Origin of the sequence: Candidatus Nitrosacidococcus sp. I8 (genome assembly GCF_945836005.1) — a bacterium.
GTDB lineage: Bacteria > Pseudomonadota > Gammaproteobacteria > Nitrosococcales > Nitrosococcaceae > Nitrosacidococcus.
Genome location: NZ_OX241534.1, coordinates 1142269 through 1162500 on the forward strand (window position 1 = coordinate 1142269; position 20232 = coordinate 1162500).

Genomic DNA, 20232 nt, shown 5'->3' on the forward strand with positions numbered 1-20232 from the left:
GATATTATCCCCATATAGCAAGTACTACTAAGAGAATAATCAGCGTAATAAAAACAAAGCTAAGATAACGGCGAATAGTAAGAAATTGGCTACGGTTCAGATAGGCTGCCGATATGCTAATAATATTTGCAATTGGTACATATATAAACTTCCAAATAGGATCATATAGGAATCTTTGTAAAGTAGCTGGATGCTTGCTTCCAGGGTGCGGAATCTCTACTTGCTCATGGGCTGAAAATACGACTGTGGCAAATACTTTTCGAATAGGTTGTGCTAGGCTAGTAGCAGAGTATTGTGCCATAGTGCTAAGATTTGGGTATCCGCAATCCCAAAATGGTACTTTACGTACAGTACGAGGGGTAAAGTAGCGAATGACGATGACTGCAATACCTGTAAAGATCCCTATGAAACTTAAAAGCAATAAACCATTATAGGAATTATGATTTGCAGATATTGGTACGATGGAAATCCAAGAATTATTTGTTTGTGACCATATTTTCCCGCTAACTAATATAGTCGTGACTGGTTGAAGCCATTCAATAATTATTCCTGGAAGTACACCTACCACTAAACAAAGAACAGCACAGATGAGCATTGCTGAAAGTGACCAGCAATCTGACTCAACAGCTTTAGCAGCAGCTTCAGTACGAGCACGACCTAGATAGATAGCACCAAAGGCACGTATAAAACAGGCAGCAGCAAAAGCTGCTGCAAGTGCAAGCAGAACGCCCATCGCAGGAATTAACAGTTTTAACCCCATTTGTGGTAGCTGAGGACTGGCGAGAATACTCTGGAAAATTAGCCATTCAGATACAAAACCATTAAACGGCGGTAATGCTGAAATAGCTATACTGGCAATAAGGAAGGCAACAGAAGAAACAGGCATACGATGGATAAGACCACCTAATCGCTCCATGTTTTGCTCTCCAGTTGCTACAATGGCAGCACCAGCTCCAAAAAATAGCGTGCTTTTAAATAGCATATGATTGAGACTATGAAATAGTGCAGCAGTGAGTGCTAAAGCAGCAATATTTGCATAGCCGCTCGCTTTAAAAAGAAGTGCTAATCCAATTGCAATAAAGATAATACCAATATTCTCAATAGTGCTGTAAGCAAGCATACGCTTAAGGTCAGTCTCCATAAGTGCATATAACACCCCGATTACTGCTGTAATACCACCTAACAAAAGAACGGGTAAACCCCACCACCAAGTAGACTCTCCTATTAGATCAAAAATGATTCGAATAAAAGCATAAACAGCAACCTTAGTCATTACTCCACTCATCAGTGCTGAAATATGACTTGGTGCAGCTGGATGAGCAAGGGGCAACCAAGCATGTAATGGAATCAGCCCTGCTTTAGCACCAGTACCCACAATTGCTAATATAAGTATTATTCCAGCCAATTCCGGTGATAGAAAATATGTGCGAATAGCTTCGAAATCATAACTATTACTTGCGCTAGCAAATAACCCAAAGATAAGCAGTAGGATAAATGCACTAAAACTTGCCATCACTAAATAAATAAATCCTGCATAAATAGTTTTTGTTAAGCGATGGTGTGTTACAACCAGTGCCCAGGATGCTAGTGACATGAGTTCCCATGCAAATAAAAAACTATAGGCATCAGCAGCGATAACAACAAGATTCATAGCTGCAAGAAATAGAGGATAGAAAGGAAGTATTCGGTAAGGTTCTGTTTCATGCTGTCCGTACCCAAGCGCATAGAGAGAAGAACTAGCTGCTCCAAAATTGATAATAGCAAGAAAGATATAAGCAAGTGAATCGAGATAAAAATGTACACCAAGCCAAGGTAATCCAAGTGGGATCACAACCTGAGAAGACACCTGATTTATTGACAATATAGCGTTAATACATAGTGCAAGAGAGATTAATAAACAGATGCTATATACAATAAAAGTAACTGTATGATGACGGATTAAGATAAGTGATAGTGGAGCTATACTGAGTAGCCCTACGATACACATCAATGTTACCAGCATAAGGAATTGAGGGATATTAGTTTGAGAGTAATTTCCTTATTGAATATAAACCCTGAAATGAGATTTTATACTGGAATGGCGCGCCCGGAGAGATTCGAACTCCCGACCCCCTAGTTCGTAGCCAGGTACTCTATCCAACTGAGCCACGGGCGCTAAGATAGTCTCTGATTTTATGAGAATTAGAGAAAAAATTCAATATGCTATTCTCACTAGCTATTAATTCTTCTAATAATACATTATTTTATTTGTTTTTTTACTTCATATAAGGTCATTAGTTGTAACCTTATACAAAATATAAGGTTACAACTAATAATAAATAAAAATCTCAATGAATAAAATATTTCTTATTTTCTCTAGGTTCTTTATCCTGAACTCTTTTTGCGTATTTATAACTCCTATTCATGCAGATCAAAAATCTGAAGAAATTAATCAAGCGGCTAAAAAATTAGAATCTATAACAGTAACTGCTCCTTTCCAAGTTGATAATTTATTTGATTTAGGTACACCCAAGACTGTACTAGAAGGCAGCAACCTGCGTATGAAAGCAGCAGACACCATTGGTGAGACATTAAAACAAGAACTAGGCGTTTCTAATCAATCTTTTGGCCCTGGAGTAGGCAGAGTAATGATCCGTGGTCAAAGTGGTCCCCGAGTACGAGAATTATTTGATGATATTGGTAGTAATGATGCTTCATCCATTAGCCCTGATCATGCTACTACAGTTGAGCCTTTACTTGCTGAGCGGATTGAAGTGTTGAGGGGACCCGAATCTTTGTTGTATGGCAGTGGTGCTATAGGCGGTGTGGTAAATGTAATCAGTAACCTTATTCCCGAATCCCAATTTGAACACATGCTTAATGGTGGTGTAGAGCAACGCTACAATAGCGTTGCTAATGAATCTGCTTCGGTAATGAAATTAGAAGGAGGTAAAGGTCCTATTGCTTTCCATGTGGATGGTTTTTATACCAAGCGAGATAATATGTCCATTGGCGGACAAGCAATTGATGAAGCGGCTGCTCGTTTTAGCGACCCCACTTTGCCTAAAAACTTAGAAAATTCCCGTGGGATATTACCCAACACTTTTGGGGAATCAATGAGTGGTTCAGTAGGTGCATCTTGGGTAGGTAATGTAGGTTTTGCAGGGATAGGTGCTAACCATTTAGAAAATGATTACGGTATTCCCCTTGATGGTACTGGGGATGAGACCACCCGTATTGCTTTGCAACAAAATAGATACGACTTTAAAAGCGAATTAAACAATCCTTTTGAGTTTGCTCAATCTTTAAAAATGCGGCTAGGTTATACAGACTATCAGCATACTGAAATTACTAATGGTGAAGCTAGTGACTTTTTTGCTAATAAAAGCTATGAGGGTCGGATAGAATTAACCCATCGACCACTCAGTGATTGGAATCGTGGCATGATTGGTATTCATGCTATTACAAGTGATTTTGCTGCCTTTGATAAAGGAGATGGAGATATTCTGATCCCCCATTCTCAAATTAATAATTTTGGCGTGTTTGCAGTAGAAAGTTTTGAAACTAACCCTATCACTTACCAGATCGGAATGCGGGTGGAAAATGACAGTATTGCCCCAGAAAATTTATCTGGCTTTAACTATACACCCATTAGTGTCTCTGGATCAGCGTTGTGGAAAATCAATCATCAAAACAGCCTTAATCTTGGTCTTGCTCGTGTTGAGCGATCCCCTCAAGTGCAAGAATTACTCATGAATGGCTATCATGATGCTACCCGTAGTTTTGAGCTAGGCAATACCCATCTTGTAAAAGAAACTTTTTATAATCTAGACTTAGGCTATACATTCAATGCTAACTGGATGAGTGTTGAGCTAAATCTTTTCCATAATTGGGCAGAAAATTACATTTTCCAGCAACGAAATGGTGAATTTGCTACTGAAGAAGGGGAAATTTGCCCGCCTAATATTCCTTGTGCTCCTATAGTGGTAACCAGCCAAGCAGCAGCAACCTTTAAAGGGTTTGAAGGTAAACTTGAATTCCCGCTGATGAAAAATCAACATGGATTAGTTAATCTGACCTTATTCAGTGATTATACTCGTGGTCAGTTTACTACCGGCAGTGATGTGCCTCGTATGCCACCACTGCGTTATGGTTTTCGGGTAGATTATGCCAAAGGTGATAATCTTTCTGCTAATCTACAGATTCTCCGAGCTAATCGGCAAAGATATGCGGGTCAATTTGAAGCCCCTACAGCCGGTTATGTATTATTAGATATAGGAGCACAATATCGAATTAATTCTTTTCAGATTGCAGAGTTTATGATGTTTGCAAAAGGAACCAACTTATTAAATCAAAATGTGCGTAATGCGACTTCTTATCTACGTAATTTTGCACCCGAACCAGGAGGACGGGGAGCCGAAATTGGTATTCGGGCTAATTTTTAAGTATATAATAAGCTAATAAGAAATATATATTTGTAATTAAATTTTAATCAACTACTAGAAGAATAAGTGATAATAAAAGGAAGCATGGATATATCAGAAAAAGAGCTAAACTCTATAAAATCATCTCGTTTGCCTAAAGGTTATTTTTCATCACCAGATCTTAAAAATCAGCTTAAAGATTTAATGCAAACTAATCCATGGATGAGCATAGCAGCATACGCAATGGATTGGGGGATTATGCTAGGGGCAGCAATCATCTCGTGGCAGGTATTTTATATACTTGGTATTGGGATAATTTCCCTCTCTATATATGTAATTGCCGCATTTATCATTGCCTCGAGACAAAAAGGCATAGAGAACATGATTCACGAAGCTTCTCATTCTAATTTAACTAGGAATCGTAAGTTAAACGATACGATATGTTATTGGGCAGGTGCTATGTGGCTACATCCAGGATTAGCCCTAGAAAACGAGCGAAAAGATCATGTTGAGGGGCACCATGGTTTTTTCTGGGATCCAGTGCGTGACCCAAAATATCAAGGACATAAAAGTACTGGATTAGATGAATTACCTCAAAAAACCAAATGGAATGCGATACACATTCTAGCACGTGCTTTCGCACGTGCTTATAGATGGAAGCTATTTGCTATTATCAAAGGTGGATCTTTACTAAAACCTGCCAAATCTTCCTATGAAATGGCTCGTAGAATAACAGTTATTCTAACTGTAGTATCCTTAGCTTATTTAGGGCTTTTTGTTCCTTTTATCCTGTATTTCTTTTTGCCAGCTATTTTATTTCTTCCACTCATCAGTTTTATAGCACAAATGTCGGAGCATGCAGGAACAATTGGTGATACTGAGTTTAAAAAAACAAGAAATAAGCTTGGCTTTATCCAAGAGTATTTTTTTCATCCCCATGGCGATGGTTATCATCTAGTACATCATCTTTATCCTGGTATTCCACACCATCAATTAAAAAATGCACATAATTTACTTATGCAAGATTCAACTTATCAAGCTGGAAACCATTGTTATGCACTAGGCCTATTTCCTAGCAAAAAACATAACGTACTCTCAGATTTAGTTCGCTAAATTTAAGACTTAATTAAGTTTTTAAATCAAACATTATTTTTTGCGCAACATGTTTAGCAAAATTAGCAGGTACTGCGTTACCTACCATCTTGTACCCATCGGCTATATTTTTATATTTAAAAATATAATGATCAGGAAAAGTCTGAATACGAGCACATTCTCTTACTGATAAACGTCTGTATTTACTTTCTTGCCCTGATACAAAAATTCTTTTATTTTGAGAGATAAATTCCATTTTGGGCGCTGGGGGGTGTATTGGAGCATGTCTTTCTCCTGCTTGAATAGTAAAGGAAGGCTCATCCCATGAGCGGACTCGGTTTCTAGACAGATAGATACTAGAAAAACCACCATTCATATATTCATGATTAGGTGCAGATAAATTAACTTCATCATATGTTTCAGCATTTGATTCTCTTGCTGGTTTTTCTCTCCATAAATCCCAAATAGCATCTTTTAAGACTAGGTTACTGTCTTGAGGCTTTGGAAATTCAAATTTTTTCTTTAAATCTCTATGATAACCAATAATCAATAATAATGACTCGCTTTCTATCTTGGGGAACATTAAAATCATGAGCATTTAATAGTCGATAAGATACATCGAATCCGGCATTTTCAAATATTATCAAAGAATTTGAAAATGCCTCAGCATGCTTTGGATGTAATATTCCAGCAACATTTTCAGCAAGAAAAAACCTTGGTTTTTTATTTTTTAATAATCTAATGTAATCATGAAATAGTTTTCCTCTAGAGTCATGAATACCACGTCTTGCTCCTGCTTCACTCCAACTTTGACATGGTGGACCTCCAATAAAGCCATCTACTTCTGGAATCTCTTCAGATTTAATTTGAGTAATACTTCTTTTATCTAATTCTGTATAGGGAAAATTAGTTTGGAATGTTTCCCAGATTGATTTATCAAATTCATTCGCCCATATAACTTCAAATCCAGCATTTTTAAACCCAAGATCAAGGCCCCAGCACCAGAAAATAATGATACTAATTTCATACTAATTCTTATGGTGAATTATATTTAGGGTATTTTTAAATAGACTTTTAGGAGAATTAATTAAATTAATATCAAATTTTAAAGAGGACTCTATTTTTGAGCTGGCATTATGTATCCTAAAAGATAGTTCCCAATCATAATCAAGTTGTATTGCTATCTTTTTTAAAATCAATAGCTAAAACTTTTGAAGGCAGCTCTATTTTTGGAATGTGATACTTTGGGTTTTTATTTCTAAAAGGTAGACTTAAGGTACCATGAAAATTATAGGCATGTATTTCTACTAAATTTTTACTTTTTATTACTTTATAAAAATCTTTGTTACCTACTAAGTACAAAACAAGATTTCTTGCCACTTCATTTGGATTTTCCCTATCCAATCTTTTTAATTCATCAATAAACGCGCTTAATATAGGTACATAAATTAAGGAGTGATAATCTTCAAGCTCACTCCACTTTTTCTGTCTATTACTCTCTTCTCTTTGGATTTTAAGATATTGAAAAATAGGAGATACTGCATCAAAATACGCTTTTGACGCTTTTATTCCTAACCACTTCTCTCCGAAATCAATATCAGAAGAAAGCCTAGAGTGTTTTACCGCTCTATGATTATTTTTTGCTGAAATACCTATTTCCCATTTCTGCACAGATCGAATAATTAGAATATCCCTAACATCACCAGATTCTCCTTGATAGTCCGTCAAAATTTCTAACTGAAGAATATCATTTTTATCAATATCATTAGATAATCTCGGTTCAAGATCCATAAGAAAATTAACTGCAAAACTAGCAGAAAGTAGATATTCACTTTTTTCTGAATCTAAAATAAGATTAAAGCAATCTTTTGCAATAATAAAAGCAGAGTTTTCAATAATTTTAACGCTTATTTTCTCTTTTAATTTTTCTTTGAGCTGAATAAGCAAGGCATACTCAAAAGATTTTCCAGTAATCATTTGTTTTGAGTTTGCACTTGTCGCCATAAGAGATAGTGATTACAGGCTAGAAAACTAGATATGACTTATTTAGGTTTCGATTAAGATCTTTCTAAAAATCTAAGAAAGAGCAATTAAGGGTAGGAAATTGGCGGAGAGAGAGGGATTCGAACCCTCGATGGAGCTATCAACCCCATACTCCCTTAGCAGGGGAGCGCCTTCGGCCCCTCGGCCATCTCTCCAAGTAGAAAGTTATAGAATCACAATTAAGTCGAGTAATTAATCAAGTTGTACCTGAGTATGTGCTTCGCTATTTTGTTCAGTATTCTTTTCTTTTTGAATGCGGGCGTAAATTTCTTCTCTATGTACAGTGACATCTTTTGGGGCAGTAACACCAATACGCACTTGATTACCTTTTACACCAAGCACAGTCACAGTAATTTGATCTCCAATCATTAGAGCTTCTCCGACACGCCTTGTCAAAATAAGCATAAATTCCATCTCCTTTTCTTAAAAAATCCATTTATTAGAACCCGTATACTCACAATGCCCATACTAGGTTACAGATCCAATAGCCCTAAATTGTAATATATAATGCTATAGTTGGATAGCATTTAAAACAAAAATCATTAGGCACTTTAATAGTTTTTATTTGAAAAATAGTCTCTTATAGATAAATTGGATTTTATTTAGTAGGCTTTGCTAGATTAAATGCCGTATGTAGTGCTTGAACACTTGTTTCTAAGTATTTTTCATCAATAACTACTGATATTTTAATTTCAGAGGTAGAAATCATTTGGATATTTATCTTCTCTTCTGCTAAGACACGAAACATAGTACTAGCAATCCCTGCATGAGAACGCATCCCTACTCCCACAAGAGATACCTTTGCAATTTTATCATCTCCTGTAACCTTACGAGCCATTAACTGTACTGATGTTTCTTTTAGAATTTTCAGGGCTTTCTGATAGTCATTACGGTGTACTGTAAAAGTAAAGTCTGTAGTGCCATCCTGACCAACATTCTGGATAATCACATCGACTTCAATATTAGCATCAGCAACAGGCTCAAGAATACGATAAGCTACCCCAGGTTCGTTTGGTACCCCTAATATGGTAAGTTTTGCCTCATCCCGATTAAAAGCAATTCCAGAAATTAATGGCTCTTCCATTCTTTCTGTTTCAGCAGTAATAATAGTTCCCTCCCCATTTTTTTCCTCAAATGATGATAATACCCGTAAAGGTACATTATATTTACTTGCAAATTCAACTGAGCGGATTTGTAATACTTTAGCACCTAAACTAGCCAGTTCTAGCATTTCTTCATAGGCTAGGCTATTAAGCCGCCGTGCTTCAGGTACTATTCTTGGATCAGTGGTATAAACACCATCCACATCCGTATAGATTTGGCACTCATCTGCTTTCAATGCAGCTGCTAATGCAACTGCAGTCGTATCTGATCCGCCTCTACCTAAAGTAGTAATATCTCCCTTATCATCTATCCCCTGAAAACCAGCAACCACCACTATACGCCCAAGATTAAGATCATGAAAAATTTGCTTTGTATCAATATTTTGAATCCGTGCTTTACTATAGGCACTATCCGTCCGAATCCGAGCTTGAGCACCTGTATAAGAACGCACTGGAAGATGGTATTTAGCAATTGCTATACTCAATAGAGCTATTGTTACTTGTTCTCCTGTTGCAAGCAATACATCTAACTCTCTAGGATCAGGATTAGAGCTGATTTCATGAGCTAAGGCGAGTAATCGGTTTGTCTCCCCGCTCATGGCAGATACAACTATAACTAAATTATGCCCCTTTTCTCGAAAAGTAGCTGCCTTTTTTGCAACTGAAGCGATTCGCTCAGAAGAACCAACTGAAGTGCCTCCAAATTTTTGGACGATTAAAGCCATTTTATATAAAATTATTTACCTATATTTCTTTCTACCCAACTAGGTACTGATTTAAGTGCAGTGCCTAATTTGCTTGGATCTTTTCCGCCAGCTTGAGCCATATCTGGTCTTCCACCACCACGACCACCTGTTTGTTCAGCAACAAAATTAACCAAGTCACCTGCTTTAATATATTGGGTTGCATTTTTAGTTACCCCAGCAATTAAAATGACTTTATCCTCTACAACACTTCCTAATACAATCGCAGCTGTGTTCAACTTACTTTTTAACTGATCTACAGTACTTCTTAAGTGATCTATATCTGCCCCATCGAGAGAAGCTGCCAATACTTTAATTCCCTTAATTTCTTGAGCTTGAGCACTTAAATCCGTACCTTCGCTATTTATCAGTTTAGTTTTAAGAAAACGTAATTCTTTTTCCTGATGGGCTATTTGTTGTTGTAGTTGCGAGATTTTCTCATGAATTTTATCTGGCACTACTTTTAGCTGAGATGCGATGGTCTCTAGTATAGTCTCGTTATGCTCTACCCAATCAAGAGCAAGCTTTCCAGTCAGTGCCTCAATACGGCGAATTCCTGCCGCAATACCTGTTTCGCTAACGATTTTAAATAAATTAATCTCTCCAGTTTGGCCAATGTGGGTTCCACCGCAAAGCTCCGTAGAGAAATCCCCCATCTTTAGTACTCGTACAGATTCTCCATACTTTTCCCCAAATAGAGCTGTAACCCCAGAATCTAAAGCCTCTTGTAAAGGCATAATTGTAGTTTCTATAGGTAAATTTTCTCTAATTTTTGCATTAACTAACTGTTCTATTTTATTGAGCTGAGATTGGGTGATTGCTCTATAATGAGAAAAATCAAATCGTAAGCGATCAGGAGTCACTAAAGATCCCTTCTGTGCTACGTGATTTCCCAAAATTTCTCGTAATGCAGCATGAAGTAAATGAGTAGCTGAATGATTCACCCTAGTAGGAATTCGATACACTGCATTTACTTGAGATTGAATAGTCTCTCCTATCTTCAATGTGCCTGTTACCATCCTACCAAAATGGAGATGAGCATAGCCTTGTTTACGGGTATCTATAACAGAAAATAAACTATTTTTAGTGCATAATTCTCCCTGATCGCCTATTTGACCACCAGATTCCGCATAAAATGGCGTTTGATTTAATACTACAATTCCCTTCTCTTCCATATTAAGCTGATCTACTGAGGTGATAGTATCATCTATTATTCTAAATAGGCTTATGATTGTCCCATTGCCTTGCAAAGTATTATAGCCAGTAAATTCAGTTTCTATATTTATTGGTAGCTGAATATTTTGATTTTTGAAACAACTTGCAGTTTGAGCTCGAATACGCTGTTTAGCCATTTCTTTATCAAATCCTGTAACATCTATACTTAGTCCTCGCTCCCTTGCAATATCAGCAGTCAAATCAATAGGAAAGCCAAAGGTATCATAGAGTTTAAATACGGTTTCTCCTGGAATTGTAGATCCTGATAAATTAGCAATATCTTGTTCTAAAATTTTTAGACCTTGATCTAGGGTTTCATTAAAGCGCTCTTCCTCTAATTTTAGAATTTGGATAGCTTGCTGCTGCCCCTGAATAAGTTCTGGATAAGCAGAACCCATTTCCTCAACTAAAGGATTAACGAGTTTATAGAAAAATGGTGTATCTAACCCTAGTTTATGACCATGACGGATAGCACGGCGAATAATACGACGTAACACATAACCCCTACCTTCATTAGAAGGCTGAATTCCATCTACGATTAAAAATGCACAGGAGCGAATATGGTCAGCAATGACTCGTAATGATGGGTTTTTTAAATCATAGTTATGAGCTGCGGGAAGATTTGTAATTGCAGTAATTAATTTACGAAATAGATCAATATCGTAATTATTATGAATTCCCTGTAAAATCGTAGCGAGCCGCTCTAGCCCCATACCCGTATCTACAGAGGGTTTAGGTAAAGGAGAGAGTTGACCTTCCTCATCTCGATTATATTGCATGAAAACTAGATTCCAGATCTCAATATAGCGATCTCCATCTTGATCTGGGCTTCCAGGGGGTCCTCCAGCAACACTAGGACCATGATCGTAAAATATCTCTGAGCAAGGACCGCAAGGACCTATATCTCCCATAGACCAGAAGTTATCGTCAGTTCCACAGCGAGAAAACCGATCTGGGTTTACACCAATTTCTTTTAGCCAAATATCAGCGGCTTCGTCATCCTCTTCATATACGGTAACCCATAGCCGCTCTGGAGGAAAATGAAGAATATTAGTTAAAAAATCCCAAGCATAGCTGATAGCTTCTCGTTTAAAATAATCTCCAAAGCTAAAGTTACCCAGCATTTCGAAAAAAGTATGGTGCCTTGCGGTATAGCCTACATTTTCTAAATCATTGTGCTTACCCCCCGCACGCATGCAGCGTTGGGCACTAGTAGCACGTTGATATGATCTTTTTTCATAGCCTAAAAAAACATCCTTAAATTGAACCATCCCTGCATTGGTAAAAAGTAAGGTGGGATCGTTGGCAGGAATTAAAGTGCTACTTGGGATAATTTTATGATCTTTACTATGGAAATAATCAAGGAATGCTTTTCTAATTTCCGCACTACTTTTCATAATTTGTATATTGAATCTAGCTAATTTAGACTTAAATAATATTATTCTTTATTATTTTTAGAATTGTTTTCTGTATTTTGTTTTGTTGCAGGTAATAATTTTTCTCGAATAGCCACTTCAATATTGTGAGCAGCTTCTGGATTTTCTCTTAAGTATTGACGCACATTATCTTTACCTTGCCCCATTCTATTATCATGGTAGCTATACCAAGCTCCTGTTTTTTCAATTAAAGATTCCTGAACACCTAAATCAATAAGCTCACCTTCACGAGAAACTCCTACCCCATATAAAATATCGAAGGAGGCTTGTTTAAAAGGAGGGGCCATTTTATTTTTAACTACCTTTACTTTGGTCTCATTACCAATGATATCTTCACCCTTCTTTAAAGCACCTACCCTACGAATGTCTAATCTCACTGAAGCATAAAACTTCAAAGCATTACCTCCAGTGGTCGTTTCAGGGCTACCAAACATTACCCCAATTTTCATTCTTATTTGATTAATAAAAATAACTAAGGTATTAGAGCGCTTAATATTAGCAGTGAGTTTACGCAGAGCTTGCGACATAAGCCTTGCTTGTAATCCCATATGGGAATCACCCATTTCCCCTTCAATTTCTGCTTTAGGAGTTAAGGCTGCTACCGAATCAACAACAATAATATCTACCGCTCCTGATCGAACAAACATATCTGTAATTTCTAAGGCTTGCTCTCCTGTATCGGGTTGCGAGATTAAAAGATCATCTACATTAACCCCTAATTGCCTAGCATACTGAGGATCAAGGGCATGTTCTGCATCTATAAAAGCTGCTGTTCCTCCTAGTTTTTGAGACTCTGCTACAGTTTGTAGTGCTAGAGTGGTTTTACCAGAGGATTCTGGGCCAAAAATTTCTATAATTCTTCCACGGGGCAGTCCACCAATCCCAAGGGCGATATCCAAGCCTAGTGATCCAGTGGAGATGACATCTATTTCGTGTACGGTACTTACACCATCTCCAAGGCGCATGACTGCACCTTTACCAAATTGCTTTTCTATTTGAGATAAAGCAGCTTCTAAAGCTTTTTTACGATTTTCATTCATGTTTTGTCTCAAGATGGTCAAAATTATAGTTCAAGATTATCCCATATTTTCAGGATCGAATGTATTAAATGGCTGAAATTGTTATTTATCTGCTTTATAGAATAATTAATAATCTCTGTAGTGCAGTTTGAACTGCTTGTTCTTGTATACTTGTTCGGTTTCCAAAAAAATACTTTTTAGCAGCCCATATTTTTCCAGATTTTAAACCCCAAGCAAACCAAACAGTGCCTACCGGTTTTTTCAAAGATCCTCCAGTGGGTCCCGCAATACCGCTAGTAGCAATACTAATATCGGCATGGCTAAAATCTAAAGCCCCCTTTGCCATCTCTTTCACAGTTTGTTCACTTACAGCACCAAAGCGAGAAAGAGTTTCTGAGCTAACTTTTAATAGTTCCTGTTTTGCTCTATTGCTATAAACAATAAACCCTTGTTCAAACCATTGGGAGCTACCAGCAATAGCAGTAATCGCCTGTGCTACCCCACCGCCGGTACAAGATTCAGCTGTAACTACAGTTTGCTGAGTTTTCTTTAAAGTTTCACCTAAATACCATGCTAGAGTTTCTAATCTCATTTTAAGTTTTGTTAAACATACACAGAAATTTTTTCATTGTATTATGCTGCTAGGCTAGCTTAGATTTAAAATTAATCAGGTGTAGTATGTCACTTAGGCTAAAATCACAATGCCTCATCATATCAAAGATTAACTAAATAACAGAAAATCCCTTAGACAAAGTTACTGTATTTATGTACTTCGAGTAATTTGCAGTGCTATATCCTCGAGGGATTATTAAAAAATAATTAGTAAAAACAGAATTATTTTTTGATTGCTTAGCTGTATTTTTGGCCTATATCATTACTAATTAAATGCTTACTAAGCCCTAATTTATTTCGATGGCATTAGCCAATAGTATCAGACACATTTACTAAAATTTTTATCAATTTAGGTAAGGTATTTTTATAACCCAGTATTAATCGAGATTTAACATAGTTATTTATTGTTTATGGATATAAACCTTGTTTATTTGCTTTAATGGATAGTGTAGATCTATATTCACACACTCCCATGATGCAACAATATCTACGGATAAAAAGAGACTATCCTGATATGTTGCTACTTTATCGTATGGGAGATTTCTATGAGCTATTCTATGAAGATGCAAAACGTGCCTCCCAATTGCTTGATATTGTACTAACTGCTCGGGGGAAATCTGCAGATCAAGCTATTCCTATGGCAGGTATTCCTTATCATGCTCTAGATTCTTATTTAGCTAAATTGGTTCGTCAAGGGGAATCGGTAGCAATCTGTGAGCAAATAGGAGATCCTGCCAAAAGTAAAGGACCGGTTGAACGCCAAGTTGTTCGAGTAGTTACCCCTGGGACGATTACCGATGAAGCCCTATTAGATTCACGCCAGGATAGCTTATTAGTTGCACTTTGCAAAAGTGCCAAGCTAACTGGCTTAGCGATTCTTGATCTAAGTAGTGGACGGTTTACTATTCTAGAAATTGAAGATGAAAGAGCAGTGGAAATTGAGCTGGCACGAATTTATCCAGCAGAAATTTTAATAAATGAAGATTTAGTATTTTCTTCTATTAGCTTAAAAAAATATCTTGTCCATACCCTACCTGCTTGGTACTTTGATGAAAAAATTGCCTATCGTAAAATTTGCCAACAATATAGTGTTCAAGATCTATATGGTCTTGGATGTGAAACATTAAAAGCTGCCATATCTGCTGCAGGAGGATTACTTCAATATATCCATGATACGCAACAAATTCACCCTCCTCATATTCAAAAAATTCAGATAGAGTGGCAAGAAACGAGCATCATTATTGATCCTAATACTCGATATAACTTAGAACTAGAAAGGAGTATTAATGGTGATGTTAGTCATACTCTAATTTCTATACTTGATAATACTGCAACTTCAATGGGAGGGCGTCTATTACGGCGATGGCTTCACAGACCAGTGCGGAATCATGACTTACTTAGAGAACGACAACAAACCATTAATGTCCTCTTAGAATCTGGATCTATTGAAAAACTACAAAAACTATTACATCACATAAGTGATATAGAGCGAATTCTTGCTCGAGTAGCACTGCGATCTGCTCGTCCAAGAGATCTTGTGCAGCTGCGAGAAACACTTTTTTTACTCCCAGAGGTGCAAAAAATTTTATCCCCTTTACAAAAAAATACCTTACTTCAATCTCTGCAGAAAACATTAGGTCCATTCCCTGAAGTCTATCAATTATTAAAAGATGCAATTGCGGAAAAACCACCCCTACTTATTAGGGATGGTGGTGTGATTGCTCCTGGTTTTGATACTGAATTAGATCAATTAAGGCAATTAAGCGAAAATACAGAGAAATTTTTACTTGAATTAGAGCAACAAGAACGGAGAGTTACAGAGATTCCTACGCTTAGGGTAGATTACAATAAAGTTCATGGCTATTTTATTGAAATTACTCGTGCTCAAATTAATAAAGCTCCTGGACATTATATTCGTCGTCAAACTTTAAAAAATGCAGAGCGCTACATTACACCGGAGTTAAAGGATTTTGAAACTAAAATACTTACTGCACGTGATCGGGCTCTAAATCGTGAAAAAATGCTTTATGAAAGATTACTTACTCAGCTTTTAGATCCCCTGCCTACACTTCAACAATGTGCTAGTGCATTAGCTGAATTAGATGTGCTTAATAATTTGGCTGAGCGTGCTAAAAATCTTTCCTATACACAACCTATTTTTAGCAATCAGTCTGGAATTTTTATTGAACAAGGACGACATCCAGTTGTTGAACAACATATAGATATTCCTTTCGTACCTAATGATCTAAAACTCCATAAGGATCATGAAGTGTTAATTATTACAGGTCCTAATATGGGTGGGAAGTCTACTTATATGCGCCAAATAGCACTTATTGTCCTTTTAGCCTATATAGGTAGTTTTGTCCCTGCTGATTACGCAGAAATTGGGCCTATTGATCGAATTTTCACTCGTATTGGTGCCTCTGATGATCTGGCTGGAGGTCGCTCAACATTTATGGTAGAAATGAGTGAAACCGCAAATATTATAAATAATGCTACCCAAAATAGCTTGGTATTAATTGATGAGATTGGTCGTGGTACCAGTACATTTGATGGATTATCGTTAGCTTGGTCAGTTATTTCCTATTTAGCGCATCAGATTTGTGCTTTTACTTTATTTTCAACCCACTATTTTGAGCTTACTAAGCTTACTAAAGATTTTCCTAATATAGCTAATATTCATTTTGCGGCAACTGAATATGAAGGACAAATTACCTTTCTACATAAAATTAGAGAAGGTTCAGCGAGTCAGAGTTATGGTTTGCAGGTTGCTGCACTGGCAGGTATACCTCAAAAAATAATAGAACAGGCTCAGTATCAACTTATAAAGTTAGAAAATCGTGCTCAAGAACAAGTAAATTCCCAATGTCTTTCTGTCCTTAAGAATTTATCTAATTTAGATTTGGACGATGTTAATCCTAGACAAGCCTTAGAGATACTGTATGAGCAAAAACAGTTGCTAGCTAGTATTTATCAGGATTCTTAAATCTAAGATTTGTTCTGCATAAAAATAAAAAATTTAATTACTTCTTTGGGTAGAATCAAGATATTTCTAGCTAGCCAACTAGATGGAAAGTAGCCCATCAGTTTATGTAATAAATTTTTATTTTCAATGTTAATAAGAGCAGAGGTATAGACACTATTAAAATCTTACTTCCGCAAAAAATTTAGGTAGATTTCTGTGAGTGAAGTAGTGAATATCCCCATCGTCTCAAACACTATCTAGGGTATTTATTCCAGCAGTGCAGAGTTTATACAACGAATATTGAGTATGGTAATAACACGATGCTCTTTGCTCTTTTGATTTAAGAATTCGGTAAATTTCTAAGCTAAGCGTATCTACACTATTATTTGGTAGGGGAAATGGTTCGTTTAAATTTAAGTATTTGCCCCTATATCTAGGACTATTTTTCGTTCTTTTATCTGATAAATTTAATCCAATACATTATAGCTTCCAGATTCAATTTCATTTTTAAATCTAGATTCCATATATTTTATTCCTTCTAGTATGGTAAAGCGTAATGGCTAGTTTTTAACTACTTGGTTTCTAATATAAGTAGGGAGTATCTCTTCAGCTATTACTGATTTACCATGAATGAAAGCATTCACCCCTAGCGTAGCAATTGCACTCGCTCTAGGGTAACATTCTGAATTCCAACCTATTACAGATTTATTAAAACGTGTGGCTAGTTGATCTTTATATGATTTCCATCCTGAACCTAAGCCTAACCAGTCACTACCTTGTACGCAAGGTGCCTTTTGTGGAGAGCAAACTAATTCATTTCCTCTTAAAACAGCTAAACCAGAATCCTTCTTTTCATAAACTCCCCAATATACTTCTCCCATTCGGGCATCAATAGCTACTAATGATTTTCTAGATTCATGTGATTGAGCAATAGCAGCTAAAGAAGAAATAGGTATAGCAGGAATATCTTGAGCAAACGCTATTCCTTGGGCTATACCAATACCAATACGTAGCCCAGTGAATGAACCAGGTCCTTTACCAAAAGCTAATAGATCAATCGTTGATAAAGAAGTTTCAGCTTCTACTAATAGCAGATCAATCATATTTAAAATATGATCAGAGTGCCCTTGGCTAGTAATTATAGAGTTTTCATAAACTACCCTTTTTATCATCAATGCAACTGAGCACATTTCAGTTGTAGTATCTAATGCAAGTATATTCACAAAATAAATACTAAAGTAATATTTCCCTATTTAAGTAAATACCATGATTTTTCTAAAAATTCTAGCTAGCCCTAACACCATGCCATTGGATGGGGGAAAGAATAGTTCATTATATGAACAACTGCTCCCTCTTTTTTTAGGAGGACTTCGTCGACTAAGGTAGGCATGAGCAAGGGGATAGGTGCTGACAGGAGGGCAGAGCATAGAGCAATGATTTGAGCAAAGAAAAAAGAGGAGCGATGATAAGAGAAGATAAAAGCAAGAAGATTTCGCCAATCAAAAGGAGAAGGCAGATTTCCACGGACATCAGAATAGCTATTAGGGATCATACAAGCAGAGTAAAAACAGGCAAAAAAAAATCCCTTAACATAAACTAAACTTGTATGCTAAGGGAGTTGCATAAAAAATAAATGCTTGGTAGTGACCTACTTTCACATGGGTAACCCCACACTATCATCGGCGCTAAGCAGTTTCACTTCCGAGTTCGGGATGGGATCGGGTGGGACCTACTTGCTATAGCCACCAGGCAAAAACTAAAAAACTATAAAATTGAGAAACCTTAAGAAATTAGAAGCCTTAATCAATATACCAAACTTGCTTGGGTGTTATATAGTCAAGCCTCACGGGCGATTAGTATGGGTTAGCTTCATACATTACTGCACTTCCACACCCCACCTATCAACGTTGTAGTCTTCAACGACCCTTTAGGAACCTTAAAGGTTCAGGGAGATCTCATCTTGAGGCAGGCTTCCCGCTTAGATGCTTTCAGCGGTTATCCCTCCCGAACATAGCTACCCGGCAATGCCACTGGCGTGACAACCGGAACACCAGAGGTTCGTCCACTCCGGTCCTCTCGTACTAGGAGCAGCCCCTCTCAAATCTCCAACGCCTACGGCAGATAGGGACCGAACTGTCTCACGACGTTCTAAACCCAGCTCGCGTACCACTTTAAATGGCGAACAGCCATACCCTTGGGACCGGCTACAGCCCCAGGATGTGATGAGCCGACATCGAGGTGCCAAACACCGCCGTCGATATGAACTCTTGGGCGGTATCAGCCTGTTATCCCCGGAGTACCTTTTATTCGTTGAGCGATGGCCCTTCCACACAGAACCACCGGATCACTAAGACCGTCTTTCGACCCTGCTCGACCTGTCCGTCTCGCAGTCAAGCACCCTTTTGCCTTTGCACGCACCACGCGATTTCCGACCGCGCTGAGGGTACCTTCGCACTCCTCCGTTACTCTTTGGGAGGAGACCGCCCCAGTCAAACTACCCACCATACACTGTCCCCAATCCGGATCACGGACCTAGGTTAGAACTCCGAATATTCCAGGGTGGTATTTCAAGGACAACTCCACTAAAACTAGCGCCCTAGCTTCTCAGTCTCCCACCTATCCTACACAAGAAGATTCAAAATCCAGTGTAAAGCTATAGTAAAGGTTCACGGGGTCTTTCCGTCTTGCCGCAGGTATACTGCATCTTCACAGCAAATTCAATTTCACTGAGTCTCGGGTGGAGACAGTGTAGCCATCGTTACGCCATTCGTGCAGGTCGGAACTTACCCGACAAGGAATTTCGCTACCTTAGGACCGTTATAGTTACGGCCGCCGTTTACCGGGGCTTCAATCAAGAGCTTCGCCTTACAGCTAACCCCATCATTTAACCTTCCGGCACCGGGCAGGCGTCACACCCTATACTTCCTCTTTCGAGTTTGCAGAGTGCTGTGTTTTTAGTAAACAGTCGCAGCTACCTGGTCACTGCAACCCCTCTCCGCTCCAAGCGCATGGCTCTTCACGTACCAGGGGCACACCTTCTCCCGAAGTTACGGTGCCAATTTGCCGAGTTCCTTCACCCGAGTTCTCTCAAGCGCCTTAGGATTCTCACCCTACCCACCTGTGTCGGTTTAGAGTACGGTCTCATATAACCTATCGCTTAGAGGCTTTTCTTGGAAGCAGGGCATCAACTACTTCGCTCTCTTGATAGAGAGCTCGTCATCATGTCTCAGAATTATATACTCTCGGATTTTCCTAAGAGTACTCCCTACACACTTAAACTAGGATATCCAACACCTAGCTAGCCTAGCCTTCTCCGTCACCCCATCGCAGTTATATCAGGTACCGGAATATTAACCGGTTTCCCATCGACTACGCTTTTCAGCCTCGCCTTAGGGGCCGACTCACCCTGCGTCGATTAGCGTTGCGCAGGAACCCTTGGGTTTTCGGCGAGGGGGTTTCTCACCCCCTTTATCGTTACTTATGTCAGCATTCGCACTTCCGATACCTCCAGCATGCCTTACAGCACACCTTCAACAGCCTACGGAACGCTCCTCTACCGTATAAACAATTAAGTCTATACCCGCAGCTTCGGTATATTACT

At 38.0% G+C, this 20232-nt stretch carries 13 protein-coding genes, 2 tRNA genes, 2 rRNA genes and 1 pseudogene (1 of these 18 only partly in view); 3 read left to right on the plus strand and 15 right to left on the minus strand.

Annotated elements, in window-relative coordinates; all coding sequences use genetic code 11:
* Positions 1-4: 4 nt before the first annotated feature.
* Positions 5-2002, minus strand: coding sequence for a hydrogenase 4 subunit B (gene hyfB, locus OOL07_RS05675; protein ID WP_319804025.1), 1998 nt, complete (start codon positions 2000-2002; stop codon positions 5-7).
* Positions 2003-2078: 76 nt separating this feature from the next.
* Positions 2079-2155 (minus strand) — tRNA-Arg (locus OOL07_RS05680).
* A gap of 175 nt (positions 2156-2330) precedes the next feature.
* Between OOL07_RS05680 and OOL07_RS05685 the strand changes: the two genes are divergently transcribed.
* Both OOL07_RS05685 and OOL07_RS05690 read left to right on the plus strand, forming a co-directional pair.
* A complete protein-coding gene (locus OOL07_RS05685) occupies positions 2331-4424 on the plus strand; it encodes a TonB-dependent receptor (protein WP_264695531.1) in 2094 nt (697 codons plus the stop codon).
* Positions 4425-4508: 84 nt separating this feature from the next.
* Positions 4509-5516: a fatty acid desaturase gene (locus OOL07_RS05690; RefSeq protein ID WP_264695532.1), complete on the plus strand. Its 1008-nt coding sequence runs from the start codon at positions 4509-4511 to the stop codon at positions 5514-5516.
* Positions 5517-5529: 13 nt separating this feature from the next.
* On the opposite strand, the gene OOL07_RS05695 is transcribed toward OOL07_RS05690, so the two are convergent.
* From OOL07_RS05695 to OOL07_RS05730, 9 genes and pseudogenes are all read right to left on the minus strand, one after another.
* Positions 5530-6078 carry a DNA cytosine methyltransferase gene (locus tag OOL07_RS05695; protein WP_264695533.1) on the minus strand — a complete coding sequence of 183 codons (549 nt, stop codon included), beginning with the start codon at positions 6076-6078 and terminating at the stop codon, positions 5530-5532.
* Positions 6026-6517 (minus strand): DNA cytosine methyltransferase, encoded by a 492-nt coding sequence (locus OOL07_RS09285; protein WP_413774128.1) that lies wholly within the window; start codon positions 6515-6517, stop codon positions 6026-6028. The genes OOL07_RS05695 and OOL07_RS09285 overlap by 53 nt, the downstream gene beginning before the upstream one ends.
* A 6-nt stretch (positions 6518-6523) precedes the next feature.
* Positions 6524-7499: pseudogene (locus OOL07_RS05700) on the minus strand (HaeIII family restriction endonuclease).
* Positions 7500-7600: 101 nt separating this feature from the next.
* A tRNA-Ser gene (locus tag OOL07_RS05705) sits at positions 7601-7693 on the minus strand.
* Positions 7694-7730: 37 nt separating this feature from the next.
* Complete coding sequence (csrA, locus tag OOL07_RS05710) at positions 7731-7943, minus strand: carbon storage regulator CsrA (protein ID WP_264695534.1); 213 nt, start codon at positions 7941-7943, stop codon at positions 7731-7733.
* Positions 7944-8136: 193 nt separating this feature from the next.
* Entirely contained in the window at positions 8137-9366 is a 1230-nt protein-coding gene (locus tag OOL07_RS05715; RefSeq protein WP_264695535.1) for an aspartate kinase, read from the minus strand.
* An 11-nt stretch (positions 9367-9377) separates the two neighbouring features.
* Positions 9378-11996, minus strand: a complete 2619-nt coding sequence (gene alaS / locus OOL07_RS05720) for an alanine--tRNA ligase (protein ID WP_264695536.1) — start codon at positions 11994-11996, stop codon at positions 9378-9380.
* Positions 11997-12037: 41 nt separating this feature from the next.
* Entirely contained in the window at positions 12038-13075 is a 1038-nt protein-coding gene (gene recA / locus OOL07_RS05725) for a recombinase RecA (protein ID WP_264695537.1), read from the minus strand.
* Between the two features lie 94 nt (positions 13076-13169).
* Positions 13170-13646, minus strand: a complete 477-nt coding sequence (locus tag OOL07_RS05730) for a CinA family protein (protein WP_264695538.1) — start codon at positions 13644-13646, stop codon at positions 13170-13172.
* A 492-nt stretch (positions 13647-14138) separates the two neighbouring features.
* On the opposite strand from OOL07_RS05730, the gene mutS reads away from it, so the two are divergent.
* Positions 14139-16652 (plus strand): DNA mismatch repair protein MutS, encoded by a 2514-nt coding sequence (mutS, locus tag OOL07_RS05735; RefSeq protein WP_264695540.1) that lies wholly within the window; start codon positions 14139-14141, stop codon positions 16650-16652.
* Between the two features lie 539 nt (positions 16653-17191).
* Here the strand turns inward: mutS and tsaB are convergent.
* The 4 genes from tsaB to OOL07_RS05755 form a co-directional block, all read right to left on the minus strand.
* Entirely contained in the window at positions 17192-17854 is a 663-nt protein-coding gene (gene tsaB, locus OOL07_RS05740) for a tRNA (adenosine(37)-N6)-threonylcarbamoyltransferase complex dimerization subunit type 1 TsaB (protein WP_264695541.1), read from the minus strand.
* 71 nt (positions 17855-17925) lie between these two features.
* Positions 17926-18183, minus strand: a complete 258-nt coding sequence (locus tag OOL07_RS05745; RefSeq protein WP_264695542.1) for a hypothetical protein — start codon at positions 18181-18183, stop codon at positions 17926-17928.
* An 83-nt stretch (positions 18184-18266) separates the two neighbouring features.
* Positions 18267-18381, minus strand: a 5S ribosomal RNA gene (rrf, locus tag OOL07_RS05750).
* Positions 18382-18463: 82 nt separating this feature from the next.
* Positions 18464-20232 (minus strand): 23S ribosomal RNA (locus OOL07_RS05755) (it continues 1132 nt past the right edge of the window).

Bases quoted from the DNA above. Each gene is read 5' to 3' on its own strand.
- hyfB (WP_319804025.1), bottom strand. From the start codon at position 2,002: ATGCTGGTAACATTGATGTGTATCGTAGGGCTACTCAGTATAGCTCCA.
- OOL07_RS05685 (WP_264695531.1), top strand. From the start codon at position 2,331: ATGAATAAAATATTTCTTATTTTCTCTAGGTTCTTTATCCTGAACTCT.
- OOL07_RS05690 (WP_264695532.1), top strand. From the start codon at position 4,509: ATGGATATATCAGAAAAAGAGCTAAACTCTATAAAATCATCTCGTTTG.
- OOL07_RS05695 (WP_264695533.1), bottom strand. From the start codon at position 6,078: ATGTTCCCCAAGATAGAAAGCGAGTCATTATTATTGATTATTGGTTAT.
- csrA (WP_264695534.1), bottom strand. From the start codon at position 7,943: ATGCTTATTTTGACAAGGCGTGTCGGAGAAGCTCTAATGATTGGAGAT.
- OOL07_RS05715 (WP_264695535.1), bottom strand. From the start codon at position 9,366: ATGGCTTTAATCGTCCAAAAATTTGGAGGCACTTCAGTTGGTTCTTCT.
- alaS (WP_264695536.1), bottom strand. From the start codon at position 11,996: ATGAAAAGTAGTGCGGAAATTAGAAAAGCATTCCTTGATTATTTCCAT.
- recA (WP_264695537.1), bottom strand. From the start codon at position 13,075: ATGAATGAAAATCGTAAAAAAGCTTTAGAAGCTGCTTTATCTCAAATA.
- OOL07_RS05730 (WP_264695538.1), bottom strand. From the start codon at position 13,646: ATGAGATTAGAAACTCTAGCATGGTATTTAGGTGAAACTTTAAAGAAA.
- mutS (WP_264695540.1), top strand. From the start codon at position 14,139: ATGATGCAACAATATCTACGGATAAAAAGAGACTATCCTGATATGTTG.
- OOL07_RS05745 (WP_264695542.1), bottom strand. From the start codon at position 18,183: ATGATCCCTAATAGCTATTCTGATGTCCGTGGAAATCTGCCTTCTCCT.